This window comes from Bacteroides coprosuis, assembly GCF_020741705.1.
GTDB lineage: Bacteria > Bacteroidota > Bacteroidia > Bacteroidales > Bacteroidaceae > Bacteroides_E > Bacteroides_E coprosuis.
The window spans coordinates 1-18,004 of record NZ_DYYK01000072.1 but is presented as its reverse complement, the minus strand read 5'-3'; the positions used below and the strand labels follow the sequence as shown (position 1 = coordinate 18,004).

Genomic DNA, 18,004 nt, shown 5'->3' with positions numbered 1-18,004 from the left:
TAACGAATTTTGCGGGGATTAGAAGAATTTACTAAACGCCAATTAATATTTTATTGAAAATGATTAAAAGTGCATTACAAATAGCTAGAGCTGCTTATCAGCCAAAGCTACCAAAAGCTCTAAAAGGTTCAGTTGAGGTTGTTGAAGGAGAAAAAACTCAATCTGTTGCAGATCAAAAAGAGATTGAAGGCTTATTTCCAAATACCTATGGCATGCCAGTTATTAAATTTGAAGAAACTGATGGTGCTGTAGATTTCCCTGCAATTAATGTAGGTGTTATTTTATCAGGTGGTCAAGCTCCTGGTGGTCACAATGTAATCTCAGGTCTTTTTGATGGTATCAAAAAATTGAATGCTGATAGCAAATTATACGGCTTTATTTTAGGTCCTGGTGGTCTTGTTGATCACAACTACAAAGAATTAACAGCTGAAATTATTGACGACTATCGCAATACTGGTGGTTTCGATATTATCGGTTCAGGAAGAACAAAGCTTGAAAAAGTTGATCAATTTGAGAAAGGTCTTGAAATCATTAAAAAACTAGGTATTAAAGCTCTAGTAATGATTGGTGGAGATGACTCTAATACAAATGCATGTGTCCTTGCAGAATATTATGCAGCCAAAGACTATGGCGTTCAAGTAATTGGTTGCCCTAAAACAATTGATGGAGACTTGAAAAACTCTATGATTGAAACTTCTTTCGGCTTTGATACAGCATGTAAAGTATATTCTGAAGTTATTGGAAACATTCAAAGAGACTGTAAATCTGCTCAAAAATATTGGCACTTTATCAAACTAATGGGTCGTTCTGCTTCTCACATTGCTCTTGAATGTGCTCTACAAACTCAACCAAACGTTTGTATCGTTTCAGAAGAAGTAGAGAAAAAGAATATGTCTCTTGATGATGTTGTAGTTTACATTGCTGAGATCGTTGCAAAACGTGCAGCTAATGGTGATAACTATGGTACAGTTCTTATCCCAGAAGGTTTAATTGAGTTTATTCCTGCAATGAAGAATCTTATTGCAGAATTGAATGATTTCTTAGCTCATGATGATAAGTTTGCTACTCTTGATAAAGATGCTCAAAGAGACTATGTAATTAAAAATATCTCTAAGGAAAACGCTAAGATTTATGCTAGCCTTCCACAAGGAGTTGCTCGTCAGTTAACACTAGATCGTGACCCTCATGGCAACGTTCAAGTTTCATTAATTGAAACAGAAAAGCTGCTTTCAGAAATGGTAGCTAATAAACTAGAAGAATGGAGAGCTGAAGGAAAATACAATGGTAAATTCTCTCGTCAACATCACTTCTTCGGTTACGAAGGTCGTTGTGCTGCTCCATCAAATTATGATGCGGACTACTGCTACTCATTAGGATATACTGCTTCTGCACTTATCGCTAATGGTAAAACAGGTTATATGTCATCAGTGCGTAATACTACAGCTCCAGCTGCTGAATGGATTGCTGGTGGTGTGCCAATTACCATGATGATGAATATGGAACGTCGTCACGGAGAAATGAAACCCGTTATTCAGAAAGCTTTAGTAGAACTTGATGGTGCTCCATTTAAGAAATTCGCTGCAAGTCGTGAAGATTGGGCTATCAATACTCAATACATATATCCTGGTCCTATCCAATATTTTGGACCAACTGAAGTTTGTGATCAACCAACTCAAACTTTATTACTAGAACAAGGTAAATAAATAATAAACCTTATATAATTTAGCCGATGATTAGCAGCTTATTTAGGTGTTAGTTATCGGCTATTTAATTGAATCAATGGCTAAGAAGTCAGTCACGAAAAGCACAACAGAAAAAAAGAGTACCACTAAAAAGGTTACTCCTAAGAAAAAAACAGTTAGAAAAGCTGCTCCTAAAAGATCAGTAAAGACTCCCCGTAAAACTAAATCTAGAAAACAGCAAGTCGAATCATCTTTTGTTCTAAAGAAGTGGATGCGTAATGCAATTGCTTTAGTGATTAGTATTTCTTTTGCTTGCCTTTTTTATTTTATCTTTATAAAGCCTTATGCTTATCGATGGATGCCTTGTAGTGGATTAAAAAGCTATGGAGTATGTATGCCGTATGGATATCATGTACATGGTATTGATATTTCCAGACACCAAGGAATAATTGATTGGCCTAAGCTTTCTATTTATCGAGAAGCTGAAGAACCCATTCAATTTATCTTCATGAAAGCCACAGAAGGAGGAGATTTTAAAGACGTAACTTTCGATCAAAATCTTAGTAAAGCACGTAATGAAGGATTTATTTGTGGCGCTTATCATTTCTTTTCTCCTCGAAGCAGTGCCAGAAAACAAGCTCAATTCTTTATTCAAACAGTAGATCTTAAAAGAGGAGATTTACCTCCTGTTCTTGATGTAGAGGTAGCTGGTAAACACTCTAAAAACTCATTAAAAGATAGTGTTAAAGTGTGGCTTGATGCTGTTGAGCGTCATTATAAAGTTAAACCCATACTTTATACATCCTATAAATTCAAAGAAAAATACCTGAATGATTCTGTGTTCAATGATTACCTCTTTTGGATTGCTCATTACTATGTAGGTTCAGTAAAATACAAAGGAGAATGGCATTTCTGGCAGCATACAGATATCGGAGAAGTACCTGGAATAGCCAAAGATGTAGATTTGAATGTCTTTAATGGAACAATAGAGCAGCTTAAGGCAATTACTATGCCCTAAGCTTTTCTTCTTTCTATCTTACTTTTGAACTAATAAGCAAGCCCAGTTATTCTTATGGTTGGTTTTTACAAAGTGTAGCCCAAGTGATTCAGCTTTTTCTTGCAATATTGCAATATCTTCTGTGTAAAAACCACTCATTAGTAGTTTTCCCTTTTCTTGAAGAACCTGCACATACTTATCCATATCTTGAAGTAGAATATTTCTGTTGATGTTAGCAATAACGAGGTTGAATGGTTTTTCATCTTTTAAAATGCTGGCATCACCCAACTTAATATCTATATCTGTAATCTGATTAAGTCGGCAATTGTCTTTTGAATTATCGACACACCAAGAGTCTATATCTATAGCAGTAATAGGTTTTGCACCTCTTTTACTAGCTAGGATAGCCAAGATAGATGTGCCACAGCCCATATCAAGTACCGCTTTGTTTTGTAAATCCATTTGCAAAAGCTCGTTTAAGATCAAGCTAGTTGTTTCATGGTGACCTGTGCCAAAGGCCATTTGTGGATTGATTATAATATCATATTTTACTTTCGGAATATCAGTATGAAAGGTGCTATGAATAGCGCACAAGTCATCAATAATGATAGGCTTAAAGAAGTTTTTCTCCCACTCTTCGTTCCAGTCTTTATCTTCAGCTTCTGTATATGTATAATCTATAGCATCCACTTCTATTGGAAATTGGTTTATCGAAGTTTGGAGCTCTTCTTTATTGAAAAGACTTTGCTGGATATAGGCTTTTAAGACATCATCTTCTTCTACAAAACTTTCAAAACCAACATCTCCCAATACCGACATGAGGATATCACTTACTATTTCGTTTTTAGGTTTGAATATAAATTTAAATTCGTAATACTTCATTGCTAATTATTTAGTATAAAACAAGTTTGTTTAGCGACTTGTTATATGTACATACAGTTCTATATACACAAAGATACGTTATATAGGAGAATCCCTATCCTTAAATGGGGCTTTTATGAGATAAAAATAGGGCAGACATCTGTTATTAAGGAGTAGAGTTAAACAAAAGGATGTGCCCACATACTTTATTTAATGATCCAATGGAATGAATAGAAATCCTTAAAATAGGGAAAACCCTATAAGGCTTTGGGGATTTTAATTATATAGACAAGAGTAGCTATAGTATATTTGATATAGTGAATATTAGAAATAAATATTAGTGGAGGGCTTATGAAAAAGATATTATTATTATTAGGAATGATGATAGGAGTTCCATTCTGTATGAATGCACAGAATGAGATGTACTTCTTCTCTTCGCCACAAAAGGAGGAGAAAACAGTTCCTCAAAAGAAAGAAACTCCTAAGAACAAGCAAGAATCCAATACTAATCCAGGTAAACCAACTCGTTTTTATGTTCCTTCAGGTTCAACTGTTGTAATCAATGAAACCGATTATGATAATTATCTGATTGATGAATATAATAGACGTGGGCAGGTGTTGCAAAACAACGGGGAAGAATATGAATATATTGCTCCTACACGTGGAGGAGAGTGGATCAACAATGGTTATGAAGGTTCTGCTTCTGATTATAGAGATGCTGAAAGAATTATTCAATCAAGAGATCGTAGATATTCTATTAGCGTAAATAGTCCATATTATTTCGATATAGTATATGGTTTGAATAGCTGGGATTGGAATATATATGTAGATAATTGGGATGCTTATATTTTCCCTCGTTTCTCAAACTCTGCATGGTCAAGCTGGAAGTTTGGTCCTAGATCAGGTTTTGGCTTTAGCTTTGGTTGGAATTCATGGGACCCATGGTATCCACCTTATTATACATTAGGTTGGAACTCTTGGGGGCACTACCCTGGCTCATGGGGCGGTTGGTACGATCCATGGTATCGCCCATACTACAACTCCTATTGGGGCTGGAATGATTATTACTATCCCTATTATGGAAGAAGTAGCCGACGTGGACATTATGACAATCGCAGACAAGATTGGGGTTATAACTCTAATAGATATAATAACAATAGAAATACAAGTACTAGGGTGCAAAATAACAGAAGATCTTATGATACATCCAATAGGATGAATGTAAATCGAACACCTGCATGGAATAATAATCGTTCTAATGTAACTCGAAATAATTCTGTTCGACCAAGTACTCGTCCTGCTCCTAATAACAACAATAGAGGTAATACCGGATATAGATCTACTGATCCATTACGTTCTGGTTCTACAACAAGATATGTTATTAATGAAGACGGTACATCTCGAGTAGTTAATGATCGCTCTACAACGCGAGTTAATACCAATAATAGAGGATCAAGCGTAAGAACAAACTCAACTTATACCAGACCTAGTAGCACTAGAAGTAATGTAACAAGATCTGTAGATAGAAGAAGAAGTGTAGAATCAAATTATAATAATTCAAGTAGAAGTACACAGACAAGAACTCCTAGTTTTGAAAGATCTACACCTCGTTCAAGTTCTTCCAGTTCATTTAATCAAGGAGGTAGCTCTAGATCTAACTCTTCTGGAGGAGGTGGTAGATCTGTAAATAGAAGAAGGTAAAAAATAGAAATATGAAGAAATTATCAATTTTATTATTTGCACTTATAATAGGATACTCATATGCAAATTCTCAAACGATCTATGATGGAGAATTATTTTCAAATAGAGAGTTATCAGGTACAGCGAGATACGTTGGTATGGGTGGTGCATTAGGGGCTTTAGGTGCTGATATCTCTACGATGTCAACAAACCCTGCTGGGATTGGATTGTATAGAAGTAACGATGTTGCTATGACATTAGGCTATACCAACAATGAAGTGAAAAGTAATTTTATGGATGAAAAGAATTCCTTTAAAGTAGATCGTATCGGTCTAAAAAATATGGGTATTGTCTTTTCAACTCCAATGTATGGCTCTTCTTTAAAATATTTGAATTTTGGTTTTAATTACCATCGTTCAAATGATTTCTACAGAAGTATAGGAATGTCTGGCACTTTTAATACATCTGCTGATGGAGGAGTTATTTCGATAGCTAATGCAATGGCTGTGCAAGCCAATAATTCGTTATTAAATGGTAATGATGTTGCAAATGCTTCAGGCGAGGGTGGTAATATATATGCTAATCCCCGATATGGTTGGATGTCTTTACTAGGCTTTAATTCGTATTTGATAAATCCAGGTTTAGTTGATGGTGAGAAACGTTATTTTCCTCATCCTATGACATCACCAAATGCTCTATTTCATTCAGATGAACGTGGAGGAATAAATCAATACGATTTTAATATCTCTATGAATTTATCTGATAGGGTATTCTTGGGTTTAACTATTGGAGCTTATGATCTAAACTATCGTACTTTGACTTATTACGATGAGGCTTTTATGTTTGAGAATAATCCTAAGTATAAAGAAATGGCTTTATTGGAAACTTCATCAGAGATTGATGGTTCGGGTTATGATTTCAAATTGGGAGTGATTGTAAGACCTATTGAAAATTCTCCTTTTAGAATTGGTTTTGCTGTACATACACCTACATTCTATAATTTAACTCATTATACCAATGTTCGTTTCTCAAGTGATATTTATCAAAGAGATGCTGAAAATCAATCATTAAATCTTCTTCAGACAGATATAGATACCTATAATGAATTAAGTGGTGATAATATCTCAGACTTTAAACTACGAACTCCTTGGAAATTTAATTTTAGTTTAGGCCATAATGTGGGTGATTTCTTAGCCCTAGGTGCAGAATATGAATACCAAGATTATTCATCTATGAAGTTTAAGTATGATGGAGGTGGAAGTATGGGAGTAAATACAGATATGCTCAAAGGTGTGCATACACTTAAATTGGGATTAGAATATCGTATTGTTCCTGAGTTTGCCTTCAGAGCTGGATATAATATGCAGTCTGGTATTTTTAAAGAAGATGCTTATAAAGAAATTTCAAATAATTCAGTTCTTACTGATGTACAATATGTGAATAAAAGTAATGTTAAAAACACATTCACATTTGGTGTAGGGTATGCTGGAAAAGTTTTTTATAGTGATCTAGCTTTTGTATTCGATTCATATAAGAGTGATTTTAGACCTTTTGATGATCCAGAATTGAATTTTACAAAATTGACCTCAAATAAAAGTCAAGTATTATTAACTCTCGGAATGAGATTATAAATTGATTTTGATATTTAAACATTGTTGATTAGAAAGGGATAACTATTGATTTAGCTATCCCTTTTTTATTGGTTTCATTATTTTTCTATTTAGTATATAAATACATATAGAGATACTTCTTTTTTTGAATAGGGTCATAAGGAGTTTATATCAGGGTTAAAATGTTATCATGTCGGTGTCATGATGTCGTCATGTCGGTGTTAAACTTTACTTGTGGGTTTATTCTAAAAAATGATGAATTAATATGTGTTATTAAAGTAATAATAATACAATTGCATGTAGCAAAAAAAGCCCTATCTAAAACTTCTAGATAGGGCTTTTTTTCTCTTGAGAGAAAACTATTAATATTCTGTTTTGTTATCTTTCTTCATCCAATCTTCAAAAGCTACAATAGCTTCATTTCTTAGAAGTGTTTCGGCTTTTAAAGCTCTGTCTTCTAGTTTCAACTCCAGCTCTTCATAGATGAAAGAATCATCAAATCCGATATCTTTTGCATCTGTTTTAGTGTTTGCAAAATAAAGTTTATCTAATCTAGCCCAATAAATAGCTCCGAGACACATTGGACAAGGTTCGCATGAACTATAAATTTCATATCCGCTAAGATCAAAAGTTTTTAATTTTTCTGCAGCAGCTCTGATTGCACTCACTTCTGCATGTGCAGTAGGGTCGCACGAGTCTGTAACTCTGTTTACGCCAGTGGCAACTATCTCACCATCTTTTGCAATTACAGCTCCAAAAGGGCCTCCATCTCTTTTTACATTTTCAATAGATAGGGCAATTGCTTTGCGCATTAATTCTTCTTTTGTCATACCTTTTTTGTTGTTTATAATTTTCCAAGTATTCTGTCCATTACCCAGTTTACAGTAGTGGCACTATAGCCATCACAGGTGCAGATAGACTGCCCTAAAAGATGATCTACTACCGACTGAATTAAAGGTTGCTGGACATGTTCAGGGTTTGTAATTCTAAATTCTTGTCGTCCTGCTTCTGTGTGTAGAGCAATAGGTTCAAAGGAGAAGACAGAAAAGCATATTTGACCTTTATTTCCTATTATTTCAATGCGGTCTTCTTTGGCAGATTCGTGTGCTACAAAGCACCACGACCCACTTCCTATTAGTCCAGACTCAAATCTAAAGCAAGCACTAATGGTATCTTCTGCCTCATAAAGCTTTCCAAGGTTATTTTTAAATCCTTTTGCATCTAGAATACAGCCAAACATTTCCTCTAATAAATCAATTTGGTGTGGAGCTAAATCATAAAAATAGCCTCCACCCGAAATGTCGGGTTGCACTCTCCATGGCAGGTTTTCTCTGTTGTAGTCTAAATCACGAGGAGGCTGGGCAAAGCGGACTTGTACATTGATAACTGTACCTATTTCGCCATTCTCTACGAGTTCTTTAACCTTCTTAAAATAGGGTAGGTAGCGTCTATAATATGCTACAAAGCAAGGTACGCCCATCTCTTGTGAAACTCTGTTGATGCGGCAACACTCTTCATAGGTTACAGCCATAGGTTTCTCTATATAAACAGGTTTGCCTGCCTTTAAAGCCATTACAGCATAGGTAGCATGAGAAGAGGGTGGGGTAGCTATGTAAATAGCATTAACATCTGGATCATTAATTAATGATAGAGCATCATTATACCATTTTTTTATACCGTGTTCTTGGGCATAAAGCTTTGCATTTGCTTTGTCCCGACTCATAACAGCAACTACTTCAGAGTTTTCTACTTTTTGAAAAGCAGGTCCACTTTTGTATTTAGTAACTGTGCCGCAACCAATGAAACCCCATTTTATAATTTTATCTTTCATACTCTCTTGTAAATCCTCCTTGTGTATACAAATATACTTATATATGTCTTAAAAAACGAATTTATGTGCATAGGAATACACCCTTTATAAGCTCCATTATATCAGTCTTTAAAGGGTTATTTTGAATAAAAATGAATGTCTGATTAGCGATAATATTTAGAGTAGATCTTTTGATACTCTTTGGTTTGGATAAATTTATCAATCCAGATATTGAGGCTATCTAGCAAGATAGGTGATTCTTTATTTACCCCCCAAGAATAAAATTGAGTAAAACCAATGGCAAGACTAGCATCTATTTGAGGTAAACTATCTAAGGCATTTAGTGCAATCTGTTCATCACAAACAGCATAATTAATGTCTCCATGGGCTACGAGAGCAATAAGTTGTTCTTCGCCATATTTTTCGAGCTCTTCAATATAGATAGTATCTGCAATCTCATTACTGAGATTATTTATTCTTAAAATGGCTGGAGAATCTTTAATAACATAAAGAGTTTTCTTTGCCAAATTGATTTGATTATCAATGAATAATGAGTCTGAAAGAGCTATGCTGTCTTTACGTTGAACAAGGACCTGCTTGTTTTTAAGGATGGGATAAGTTAAAGCTATTTGTTCTTTAAGCTCACTGGTAACAATAAGATTGGAGGCTAGTAAGTCATATTTTCCACTCTTTAGATCTTCTATCTGTTGAGATAAGTCCACAGTTGGAGTTATCTTTAGACTGAATCCTTTATGGTCTAAAATAGCGTGCAATAACTCATACTGAAAACCTTGTACCGAATCATCTTTTAAAATATAGTCGATGGTATTATAGGTAGTAAGAATTCTTAATTCTTGGTTTTCGATAATCTCGTTCCAGTCTCTTGCAGTGAGAGATTCCTTATTCCGATTATTGAGGATAGTACCGATAACAGCTCCTAGAGCTGCTAACAATACATACTTGATGAGTTTTTTCTTTTCTAGTACCATTTTCATGTTAATCATAGAAGTTCCAAGATATGCCTATTTTAAACAATCTTGGATTAATAGGGTAGTGTGGAGCTAAGAAGTAATTAGAATCGCCCATCCCTTGATTTACGTGATATAGCATAGCGTAAATTCTTGTTTTCTTTAAGTGAATATTTGCATAAAGATTGATCATAGGATATCCTCCTATTTCAACAGCTGTTTCCTCGGGCTGTAGATGGAATTGCTGCACGCCAGGCATATAGGACAGAGCTTTGTATTTGCTAAAGTAACGAACATCTGCACCTAGCTGCAAAGTCAATATCTTTTTAGCCAATTTTGTTTCCAGATACAAATTGTGATATAATGAGAGTTGTGGCACTGGTATAATGTTTTCTTTACTTGATTTTTGCCATGTTACTTCATTGTCAAGATGGAAAATTCCCAATTTAAAGTTTTGTTCAAGTGTGGCTCCGATAACCTGAATGTTATCTTCATATTGTAGGGGAGTTGCTTTTTCTCCAAAATAAGTGTAGTTCTTTAAGTTTTCTATGTGAACTTGTAAGTTTGTTCTCCATTTAGGAAAAGATAAAGCTCCTCCTATTTTTTGTTTAAACTCTTTATCAAACTTAGGCATACCATTTTTCCCTTCATCCCAATAAAAGTGATTAGAGTGGTAATGTCTCATATAAAAGTTCGGTCTTAAATTGGATACACTTACGAATCCTTTTAGAGCTAAAGTATCTTGTTTGATTTTAATATTAAAATCGATGTCTCCATCTACTTTGAAAGTCCCAACATAATTCTTAGACAATCCAAATTCACCAATTACTCTATAGTTTAAAAGTTTACCTTGTCTTCTAGCTAGTTCCCCACCTAAATAGAGTTGACTCTCGGTGTATTTAGCCTCTCTGGTAGAGTCTTTTGTTAGTAAATTATACTTGTTTAGCTTATGAGTTACAAAGGCTGAAAGTCCAGCTTTGGCGTACTTATTAAATCCTTCTGTTAAGGATATTCCAAAAGTATTATGTAATCCCATATAGGTTGTCAAATCATCACTGATGCGTTCATCAAAGTTGATGTACGTGTTTTCAAAGAAATCTTCGGGTTCATTCTTCGTGATGAATTTATGGCGAGTTCTTTCTAGTTTTATTTGGTGGAAAAAACTGGTAACAGGAACAAACTCGGTAATGATAGAATCTTTAGGTTGGTTGATTGCGTCTTCCAACTCTTCATCTCCTTCTATCTGTATTGAATCTGTGGGTTGCTGTACTATTTTTGTTTCTCTCGTAAACCCTAGGTTGTATTTGTGATTATAATAAATATAAAAGTTATTATTCCTATTCCATGCTTCTGTTAGGTGGGTTGGTATATTCTGACTTTCATATTCTTGTTTGCCCTCAGCCATATCTTCGGGTGCAGTGATGTATCTATCATCTATAATACCTCCATTTTCGGCCATTTTTAGCATGAAGTTATTGTACACAAAGTGTGCTTGGTATTTATCTCCATGGTAACTAGCAAATACTCCTCCATTGAAAAAAGCAGTATTTTGACTCTTATAATAGCCTCTGCCATATAGGTAATCAATATTGAACCCAAAGGCTAATCTCTTGTTTACATTGACAGAAAAATAGGCTTTGAGATTATCCTCACCATTTACTTTATTTCCTGCAGAGAAATAACTCACATTGGCATAAGGAATATTACTATTGGTGAAATATAGATCGCTAGGAGTGAAGTAGAATTTAGAGAAAGGCTGCATGAATAGCGGTATATCTCTTGATTCCCTTTCATAAAATATTCTAGACATTCTAGGTGATCCTAAGTTTCCTAAATGGTTATAATGTCCTTTTATACCTTCATCGAGATTGCTATTTTGGAAGTGGTGATAAAGAGTATCTGCTGGTACACGATAAGGAATTCCTAGCTTCTCTGATATTTTCCACATATAAAGTTTGGGTGCTAAGGTTTCCATCTCAGCCTCTGTGGAGTCTTTTAGGTTCTTAGGTTGAGTAGATGGGTCTAGAGGGTTCCCAAATCTGTCAACGGGGTTCCCGAACTCGTCGTATTGGGGTTGAGTAGGGTCTACTTGCTGTGCATACGTTGGAATTAGGCCACCAAGTATGAATATAGTGAGTATGGCTAAAATCTTTCTCATAATTAGAGACAAATATACAACAAAAACAATTTTTGGGTAGTCTTTTAATCCATCTTTATTCAGTAAGACTGATAAATCCATAAAAAAACAGCAGACTAACTTAATAATCTGCTGTTATATATAGAATAGTAATTTATTGTCTTATTATTTTTGCTCCGAGATTGATAGCTTCTTCGTTGAGCGGTATTAAATGATGATGTCTTTCTGGTAGAGTTTCACGTAGTCCTTTAATTACACTTTCTAGAGAAACCATAGGTCTAACCTTAAGTAATCCACCTAAAACAATCATATTAAAAGCTTTGCTATTATCCATTTCATTAGCAGCATCAATAGCACCTATGCGATATACTTGTATATCTTTACGAGTAGGAGGGTTTATAATACCCGATTCTTCGTAAATAAGTACTCCACCGGGCTTAACCTTGGATTCAAACTTGTTGAGTGAAGGTTGGTTTAATACCACAGCGATATCATAAGAACTTAAAATAGGTGAAGATATTTTTTTGTCACTAACAATGACTGTTACGTTTGCAGTACCACCTCTTTGTTCAGGACCATAAGCGGGCATCCATGTAACTTCTTTATCTTCCATAAGACCTGAATAAGCAAGGATTTTACCCATAGATAATACACCTTGTCCACCAAAGCCTGCAATGATAATTTCTTCTTTCATAGTTTCTTTTACTTATTATCCTTACTACTATCTTTCATATCACCCAATGGATAAAATGGGAACATATTTTCTTCCATCCATTTATTGGATTCAGCAGGAGTCATTTTCCAGCCAGAAGAACAGGTTGAAACGATTTCAACAAGATTAGAACCTTTATTTTCCATAGAGTTCTCAAATGCTTTTCTGATTGCTTTCTTCGCTTTTCTAATCGCTGCTACTGTATGAACAGATTGTCTGGTTACATAAGCAGTACCTTGCAGATGTGCTGCAATTTCAGTTATTTTTAATGGATAACCGTGAATATCTGCTTGTCTACCTGTAGGGCAGGTTGCTGTAGGCATTCCTAGTAGAGTGGTAGGAGCCATTTGTCCACCTGTCATACCATAAATAGCATTGTTGATGAATATAATAGTAATATTATCACCTCTGTTTAGGGCATGGATTGTTTCGGCAGTTCCAATACAAGCTAAGTCTCCATCTCCTTGATAGGTGAAAACTAATCGGTCTGGCCATAATCTTTTAATAGCAGTAGCTAGTGCTGGAGCTCTTCCGTGAGCAGCCTCTTGCCAATCTATATCTATGTAATTGTAGATGAACACGGCACAACCTACAGGAGAAATACCGACTGCTTTATCTGCCAATCCCATTTCTTCGATAACTTCAGCTACTAGTTTATGTACTACACCATGGCTACACCCAGGGCAATAATGCATATCATTATCATTCATTAAATCGGGTTTCTTGTAAACCAGATTCTTGGGTTGAATAATATCTATTGTTTCCATAATGGTGTTATTTTAGTTCGTAAATCGAATTATAAACTCAAGTACCTTAACAAAAATAGCTGCTCCACAGATATATATGAATAGCTGGAAATTATCTGAAAAAATGTAAGTTAAAACAGATGCAGCAGCTCCAATTAAAAAGATAATATTGAGTATAGATCTTATTTTTGCGGGAGTCATTTGTGAATCCTTTATAAAATTTGAATTATTATTTTATTAGTTTCTCTTCAATAGCCTGAACTATTTCGTCAGGATCGGGAACAATTCCACCTAGTCTGCCAAAATGTTCTACTTGAACTTTGCCATTTACTGCAAGACGGATATCTTCTACCATCTGTCCCGCATTAAGCTCAGCAGATAAGAAACCTTTAACTTTATTAGCGTATGAAGCAATTAGCTTAGTGGGGAAGGGCCAAAGAGTAATGGGTCTTATTAAACCTACTTTTATCCCTTTTTCTCTTGCTAGTTCCAGAGATTTTTGACCAATACGTGCCATTGCTCCAAAAGCGACAATGATGTATTCAGCATCATCACACATTATTTCTTCATACCTAACTTCATTTTCTTCTATGATTTTGAATTTCTCTTGGAACTTAATATTTTTCTGTTCCATGATATTCGGTTGAAGTTCTAATGATGTAACAATATTCGCTTTTCTATCTTTTGATCTACCTGTTGTAGCCCAAGGACAGCGTTCAATAACTTCATCGTCAGTTAGTCTTTTCTTTTGTTCAGGAAGAACTAACTTTTCCATCATTTGTCCCACTACACCATCAGCAAGCATCATTACAGGGTTTCTATATTTGAATGCTAATTCAAAACCTAGACCAACGAAATCTGCCATTTCTTGAACGGATGCTGGAGCTAGAGTAATTAGTCGGTAGTCTCCGTGACCACCACCTTTTACTGTTTGAAAATAATCTGCTTGGCTAGGCTGTATAGTACCCAAGCCAGGGCCTCCACGCATTACATTTACAATTAAGCAGGGGAGTTCAGCACCAGCTATATATGAAATACCTTCTTGCTTTAAGCTTATTCCTGGACTAGAAGATGATGTCATAACCATTTTCCCGCTTCCAGCACCTCCATAAACCATGTTTATAGCAGCAACTTCACTTTCTGCTTGTAAAACAACCATTCCTGTTGTTTCCCAAGGTCTTAATGTTGCTAAGGTTTCGAGTACTTCAGACTGAGGAGTAATTGGGTAACCAAAATACCCATCTACACCATATCGTATGGCAGCATGAGCGATAGCTTCATTGCCTTTCATTAATACTACTTCTTTTGCCATATCTGTCTATTTATGATTCACTTTTTACTCTATATACTGTGATGCATCCATCTGGACATACTGTAGCACAGCTGCTACATCCATTACAGGTATCAGTCAGTATAGGTTGAGCATAATTATATCCTCTCAAATTAACCTCTTTAGCTAAAGAGATCACGTCTAGTGGGCATGCTACAACACATAGATTGCATCCTTTGCATCTTTCTGTGTTGACCACAATTGCACCTTTCATTCTTGCCATATTGTGTGGTTTTAGTGGTTGAACATATCTTTGTTATAGAAGTTTAGAATGTCTATAACCATAGCTCTGGCTTGTTTTGCCGGGCTGATAGGGTTGATGTCTATTGCATATTGATAATTATTTAAAGCCATTTGCCAATTACCCATTTTACGATAGGCATTCCCCAAAAGATAGTAAATATTGTCTTGATTTTCGTTATTACTAGCTAGTAATTGTTGAAGATTTTCTATGGCTTCAGATGTGTTGCCATCCTCAATCTTTTGTTCTATATCAATTATAGGTGTTCTATCCATTTATAAGTATCGTATATATCAAAGATAGTTTTAATTTGTTCATATCATCTATCTAAAAATATAATTTGTGCTAAAAATCAACATAATTTATTGCTCATTTATAAAGAAATAGTGTAAAATTCAATAGAACTAGACTATTCTTTAGTTCCCATAAAAAGATAATAGAGTGATTGTTAAAAAAATAAGGCAGTAAAAGAACCTATGTTCCTACTGCCTTATTTTTATTTATTCATTTCTGTTTTGTCAAGATTAATCATGAATAGGTATTTTGTCTATTCTTTGTTGATGTCTTCCTCCTTCAAACTCTGTTGAGAAGAAAATAGTAAGTATTTTATTTGCTTCTTCTTGAGAAATAAATCTACCTGGCATGACTAAAACATTCGCGTTATTATGCTGACGAGCCAATTCTGCTATTTCTTCTGTCCAGCATAAAGCCGCTCTAATTCCTTGGTGTTTGTTGAGTGTCATGTTAATACCATTACCACTTCCACAAACAGCCACTCCTAGTTCGCATTCTTTTGCTTCAATTGCTCTAGCCAAAGGGTGTGCAAAGTCTGGATAATCACATCTTTCTTCAGAGTGTGTACCAAAATCTTTGACATCATATCCTTTTTCTTTCAACCATTCTGCAACATATGTTTTTAATTCATACCCTGCATGATCAGCACAAATTCCAATTAGTTTCATGTTGTATAAATTATAGCATTTCTTTTACTTGGTTGTATACATTCTGCGCAGTAAAGCCTAGTTTTTCATCAAGAACTTTATAAGGAGCTGAGAATCCAAAAGAGTTTAGACCAAACACCTTACCATTTGCACCCACTAATCCTTGAAGAGTAACAGGTAATCCTGCTGTTAATCCAAATACTTTAGCATCTGAAGGAATGATAGATTCTTGATAGGTTCTAGATTGAGAACGGAATAAACCTTCTGAAGGAGCTGATACAATACGAACTTTGATGCCATCTTCACGTAGAAGTTTTGCACCAGCAACTAGTGTTGCTACTTCCGAGCCAGAAGCTACCAATACAACATCTGCATTTTCATCAGAACCTGCAACGATGTATGCTCCCTGAGCTGTCTGAGCATAATCAGTACCTTGAGGAAGATTTTCTATGTTTTGACGAGAGAAAATTAATCCTGTAGGAGTTGTTTGATTTTCCATTGCTAATCTCCAAGCATGAGTAGCTTCCTCAACATCTGCTGGTCTTAAAACTAGCATAGAGTTTTTGCCACTATGGTTTTGAAGTTTTTCCATTAGTCGGATTTGAGCTTCTTGTTCTACTGGTTCGTGTGTAGGACCATCTTCTCCAACACGGAAAGCATCATGTGTCCAAATGAATTTAACAGGTTGTTCCATTAAAGCAGCCATACGAATAGCTGGCTTCATGTAGTCTGAGAAGACGAAGAATGTTGCACAAGCAGCAATTACACCACCATGTAAAGACATTCCTATACATAGACAAGCCATAGTTAATTCGGAAACACCTGCTTGAAGGAATGCGCCCGAGAAATCTCCTTTCTTGAATGCATGAGTTTTCTTTAAGAAGCCATCAGTCTTATCAGAGTTTGAAAGGTCTGCCGAAGAAACAATCATGTTTTCAACCTTTTCTGCGAGAGTTGCAAGGACTGTAGCTGAAGCAGCACGTGTAGCAGAGTTTGGTTTTTGCTCTATAGCTTCCCAGTTTATTTCTGCTAGTTTACCAGCAAAGAAGTCTTCTAGTTTTTGAGCTAATTTAGGGTTTTCTTTACTCCATTTAGCTTTATACTCCAATTTCTTTCCAACAAGGGTAGTTAGTTCTTCAGCACGTTTTGCATAAAGTTCTGCTACTTCAGGGAAGATTACAAATGGATCTTCTGGGTTACCACCTAAGTTTTTAATGGTTTTTGTATATGCATCGCCACCTAGAGGAGAACCATGAGTTGAGCAATTTGCTTCGTTGCTTGTTCCATCTGCATTTAATGCGCCTTTACCCATAACAGTCTTACCAATGATAATAACGGGTTGGCCTTTGATAGCTTGAGCTTCTGTAATCGCTTTACGGATTTCATCTACATTATTACCATTTATAGTAATAACTTTCCAGCCCCAAGCTTCGTATTTCATAGCTACGTTCTCGCTTGTTACATCTTCTGTATCTGTTGAAAGCTGTACATCATTTGAGTCGTAGAACATGATAAGGTTATCAAGTCCTAAGTGACCAGCAATACGACCTGCACCTTGAGATATTTCTTCTTGAATTCCACCATCAGAGATATATACATAGATAGTTTGATTCATTACTTCTCCAAAACGAGCTTTTAAGAATTTAGCGGCAATAGCTGCTCCAATACCAAAAGCATGTCCTTGTCCCAAAGGACCAGATGTATTTTCTACACCTCTCATAATGTCCACTTCTGGGTGACCTGGTGTAGGGCTGTTCCATTGACGGAACTGTTTGAGTTCATCTATAGAGTATTTCCCTGTCAATGCCAATGTTGAATATAGCATTGGTGACATGTGTCCTGGATCCAAGAAGAAGCGGTCTCTTCCTTCCCATTTTGGGTTTTTAGGATCATATATAAGAAACTCTGAGAAAAGTACATTGATAAAATCTGCTCCTCCCATGGCACCTCCTGGGTGTCCGGAATTTGCTTTTTCAACCATAGATGCAGCTAAAATTCGGATATTATCTGCTGCACGGTTCATGAGTTTTTGGGTATTCATAATCGATATATATTAAGTTCTAAGACAAAGATAAGTTTTTGTGGTTAAGATTGCCAAAAATGACATGATTTTTGAATTCTTAATTTCTACTATAGAAACTCCTCAAGTGGAGAATTGTTCACTCTTTTTTGTGATTATAACAGAGAATCTACTCTTGTTTCTTCTTAAATGTCATAAAAAAAGAGGGACAATTGCCCCTCTTTTTTGTGTTCTATTTGTATTAAGCTAGCCTTCTAGCTCCATCACTT

At 35.5% G+C, this 18,004-nt stretch carries 16 protein-coding genes; 4 read left to right on the top strand and 12 right to left on the bottom strand.

Annotated elements, in window-relative coordinates; all coding sequences use genetic code 11:
- The first annotated feature begins 59 nt into the window (after nucleotides 1-59).
- Both K8V80_RS04260 and K8V80_RS04255 read left to right on the top strand, forming a co-directional pair.
- Complete coding sequence (locus K8V80_RS04260) at nucleotides 60-1,703, top strand: diphosphate--fructose-6-phosphate 1-phosphotransferase (RefSeq protein WP_276775692.1); 1,644 nt, start codon at nucleotides 60-62, stop codon at nucleotides 1,701-1,703.
- Nucleotides 1,704-1,779: 76 nt separating this feature from the next.
- The gene (locus K8V80_RS04255; RefSeq protein WP_276775690.1) at nucleotides 1,780-2,700 is read left to right on the top strand and encodes a glycoside hydrolase family 25 protein; all 921 of its coding nucleotides are present in this window, start codon (nucleotides 1,780-1,782) and stop codon (nucleotides 2,698-2,700) included.
- Between the two features lie 18 nt (nucleotides 2,701-2,718).
- Here the strand turns inward: K8V80_RS04255 and prmA are convergent, their stop codons facing one another.
- Nucleotides 2,719-3,561 carry a 50S ribosomal protein L11 methyltransferase gene (gene prmA, locus K8V80_RS04250; protein ID WP_276775688.1) on the bottom strand — a complete coding sequence of 281 codons (843 nt, stop codon included), beginning with the start codon at nucleotides 3,559-3,561 and terminating at the stop codon, nucleotides 2,719-2,721.
- A 330-nt stretch (nucleotides 3,562-3,891) separates the two neighbouring features.
- On the opposite strand from prmA, the gene K8V80_RS04245 reads away from it, so the two are divergent.
- Both K8V80_RS04245 and K8V80_RS04240 read left to right on the top strand, forming a co-directional pair.
- Complete coding sequence (locus K8V80_RS04245) at nucleotides 3,892-5,241, top strand: hypothetical protein (protein WP_276775686.1); 1,350 nt, start codon at nucleotides 3,892-3,894, stop codon at nucleotides 5,239-5,241.
- Between the two features lie 11 nt (nucleotides 5,242-5,252).
- Nucleotides 5,253-6,851: a hemin receptor gene (locus K8V80_RS04240; RefSeq protein WP_276775684.1), complete on the top strand. Its 1,599-nt coding sequence runs from the start codon at nucleotides 5,253-5,255 to the stop codon at nucleotides 6,849-6,851.
- A 341-nt stretch (nucleotides 6,852-7,192) separates the two neighbouring features.
- Here the strand turns inward: K8V80_RS04240 and K8V80_RS04235 are convergent, their stop codons facing one another.
- The 11 genes from K8V80_RS04235 to K8V80_RS04185 all read right to left on the bottom strand — a co-directional run bounded on the left by K8V80_RS04235 (nucleotide 7,193) and on the right by K8V80_RS04185 (nucleotide 17,756).
- Entirely contained in the window at nucleotides 7,193-7,660 is a 468-nt protein-coding gene (locus K8V80_RS04235) for a nucleoside deaminase (RefSeq protein ID WP_006745510.1), read from the bottom strand.
- Nucleotides 7,661-7,674: 14 nt separating this feature from the next.
- Complete coding sequence (locus tag K8V80_RS04230; protein ID WP_006745509.1) at nucleotides 7,675-8,661, bottom strand: Gfo/Idh/MocA family protein; 987 nt, start codon at nucleotides 8,659-8,661, stop codon at nucleotides 7,675-7,677.
- Between the two features lie 143 nt (nucleotides 8,662-8,804).
- Nucleotides 8,805-9,644, bottom strand: a complete 840-nt coding sequence (locus K8V80_RS04225) for a transporter substrate-binding domain-containing protein (RefSeq protein ID WP_423773059.1) — start codon at nucleotides 9,642-9,644, stop codon at nucleotides 8,805-8,807.
- Nucleotides 9,637-11,766 carry a putative porin gene (locus tag K8V80_RS04220; protein ID WP_040310443.1) on the bottom strand — a complete coding sequence of 710 codons (2,130 nt, stop codon included), beginning with the start codon at nucleotides 11,764-11,766 and terminating at the stop codon, nucleotides 9,637-9,639. The genes K8V80_RS04225 and K8V80_RS04220 overlap by 8 nt, the downstream gene beginning before the upstream one ends.
- 133 nt (nucleotides 11,767-11,899) lie before the next feature.
- A complete protein-coding gene (locus K8V80_RS04215) occupies nucleotides 11,900-12,439 on the bottom strand; it encodes a 2-oxoacid:acceptor oxidoreductase family protein (protein WP_006745506.1) in 540 nt (179 codons plus the stop codon).
- An 8-nt stretch (nucleotides 12,440-12,447) separates the two neighbouring features.
- Complete coding sequence (locus K8V80_RS04210; protein ID WP_276775680.1) at nucleotides 12,448-13,224, bottom strand: thiamine pyrophosphate-dependent enzyme; 777 nt, start codon at nucleotides 13,222-13,224, stop codon at nucleotides 12,448-12,450.
- Nucleotides 13,225-13,432: 208 nt separating this feature from the next.
- Nucleotides 13,433-14,515: a 3-methyl-2-oxobutanoate dehydrogenase subunit VorB gene (locus tag K8V80_RS04205; RefSeq protein WP_276775678.1), complete on the bottom strand. Its 1,083-nt coding sequence runs from the start codon at nucleotides 14,513-14,515 to the stop codon at nucleotides 13,433-13,435.
- 10 nt (nucleotides 14,516-14,525) lie between these two features.
- A complete protein-coding gene (locus K8V80_RS04200; RefSeq protein WP_006745502.1) occupies nucleotides 14,526-14,756 on the bottom strand; it encodes a 4Fe-4S dicluster domain-containing protein in 231 nt (76 codons plus the stop codon).
- Nucleotides 14,757-14,767: 11 nt separating this feature from the next.
- On the bottom strand, nucleotides 14,768-15,049 hold the full coding sequence (locus K8V80_RS04195; RefSeq protein ID WP_006745501.1) for a tetratricopeptide repeat protein: 282 nt from the start codon (nucleotides 15,047-15,049) through the stop codon (nucleotides 14,768-14,770).
- A 249-nt stretch (nucleotides 15,050-15,298) separates the two neighbouring features.
- A complete protein-coding gene (rpiB, locus tag K8V80_RS04190; RefSeq protein WP_276775674.1) occupies nucleotides 15,299-15,736 on the bottom strand; it encodes a ribose 5-phosphate isomerase B in 438 nt (145 codons plus the stop codon).
- Nucleotides 15,737-15,746: 10 nt separating this feature from the next.
- Nucleotides 15,747-17,756, bottom strand: a complete 2,010-nt coding sequence (locus K8V80_RS04185; RefSeq protein ID WP_006745499.1) for a transketolase family protein — start codon at nucleotides 17,754-17,756, stop codon at nucleotides 15,747-15,749.
- Nucleotides 17,757-18,004: the final 248 nt, after the last annotated feature.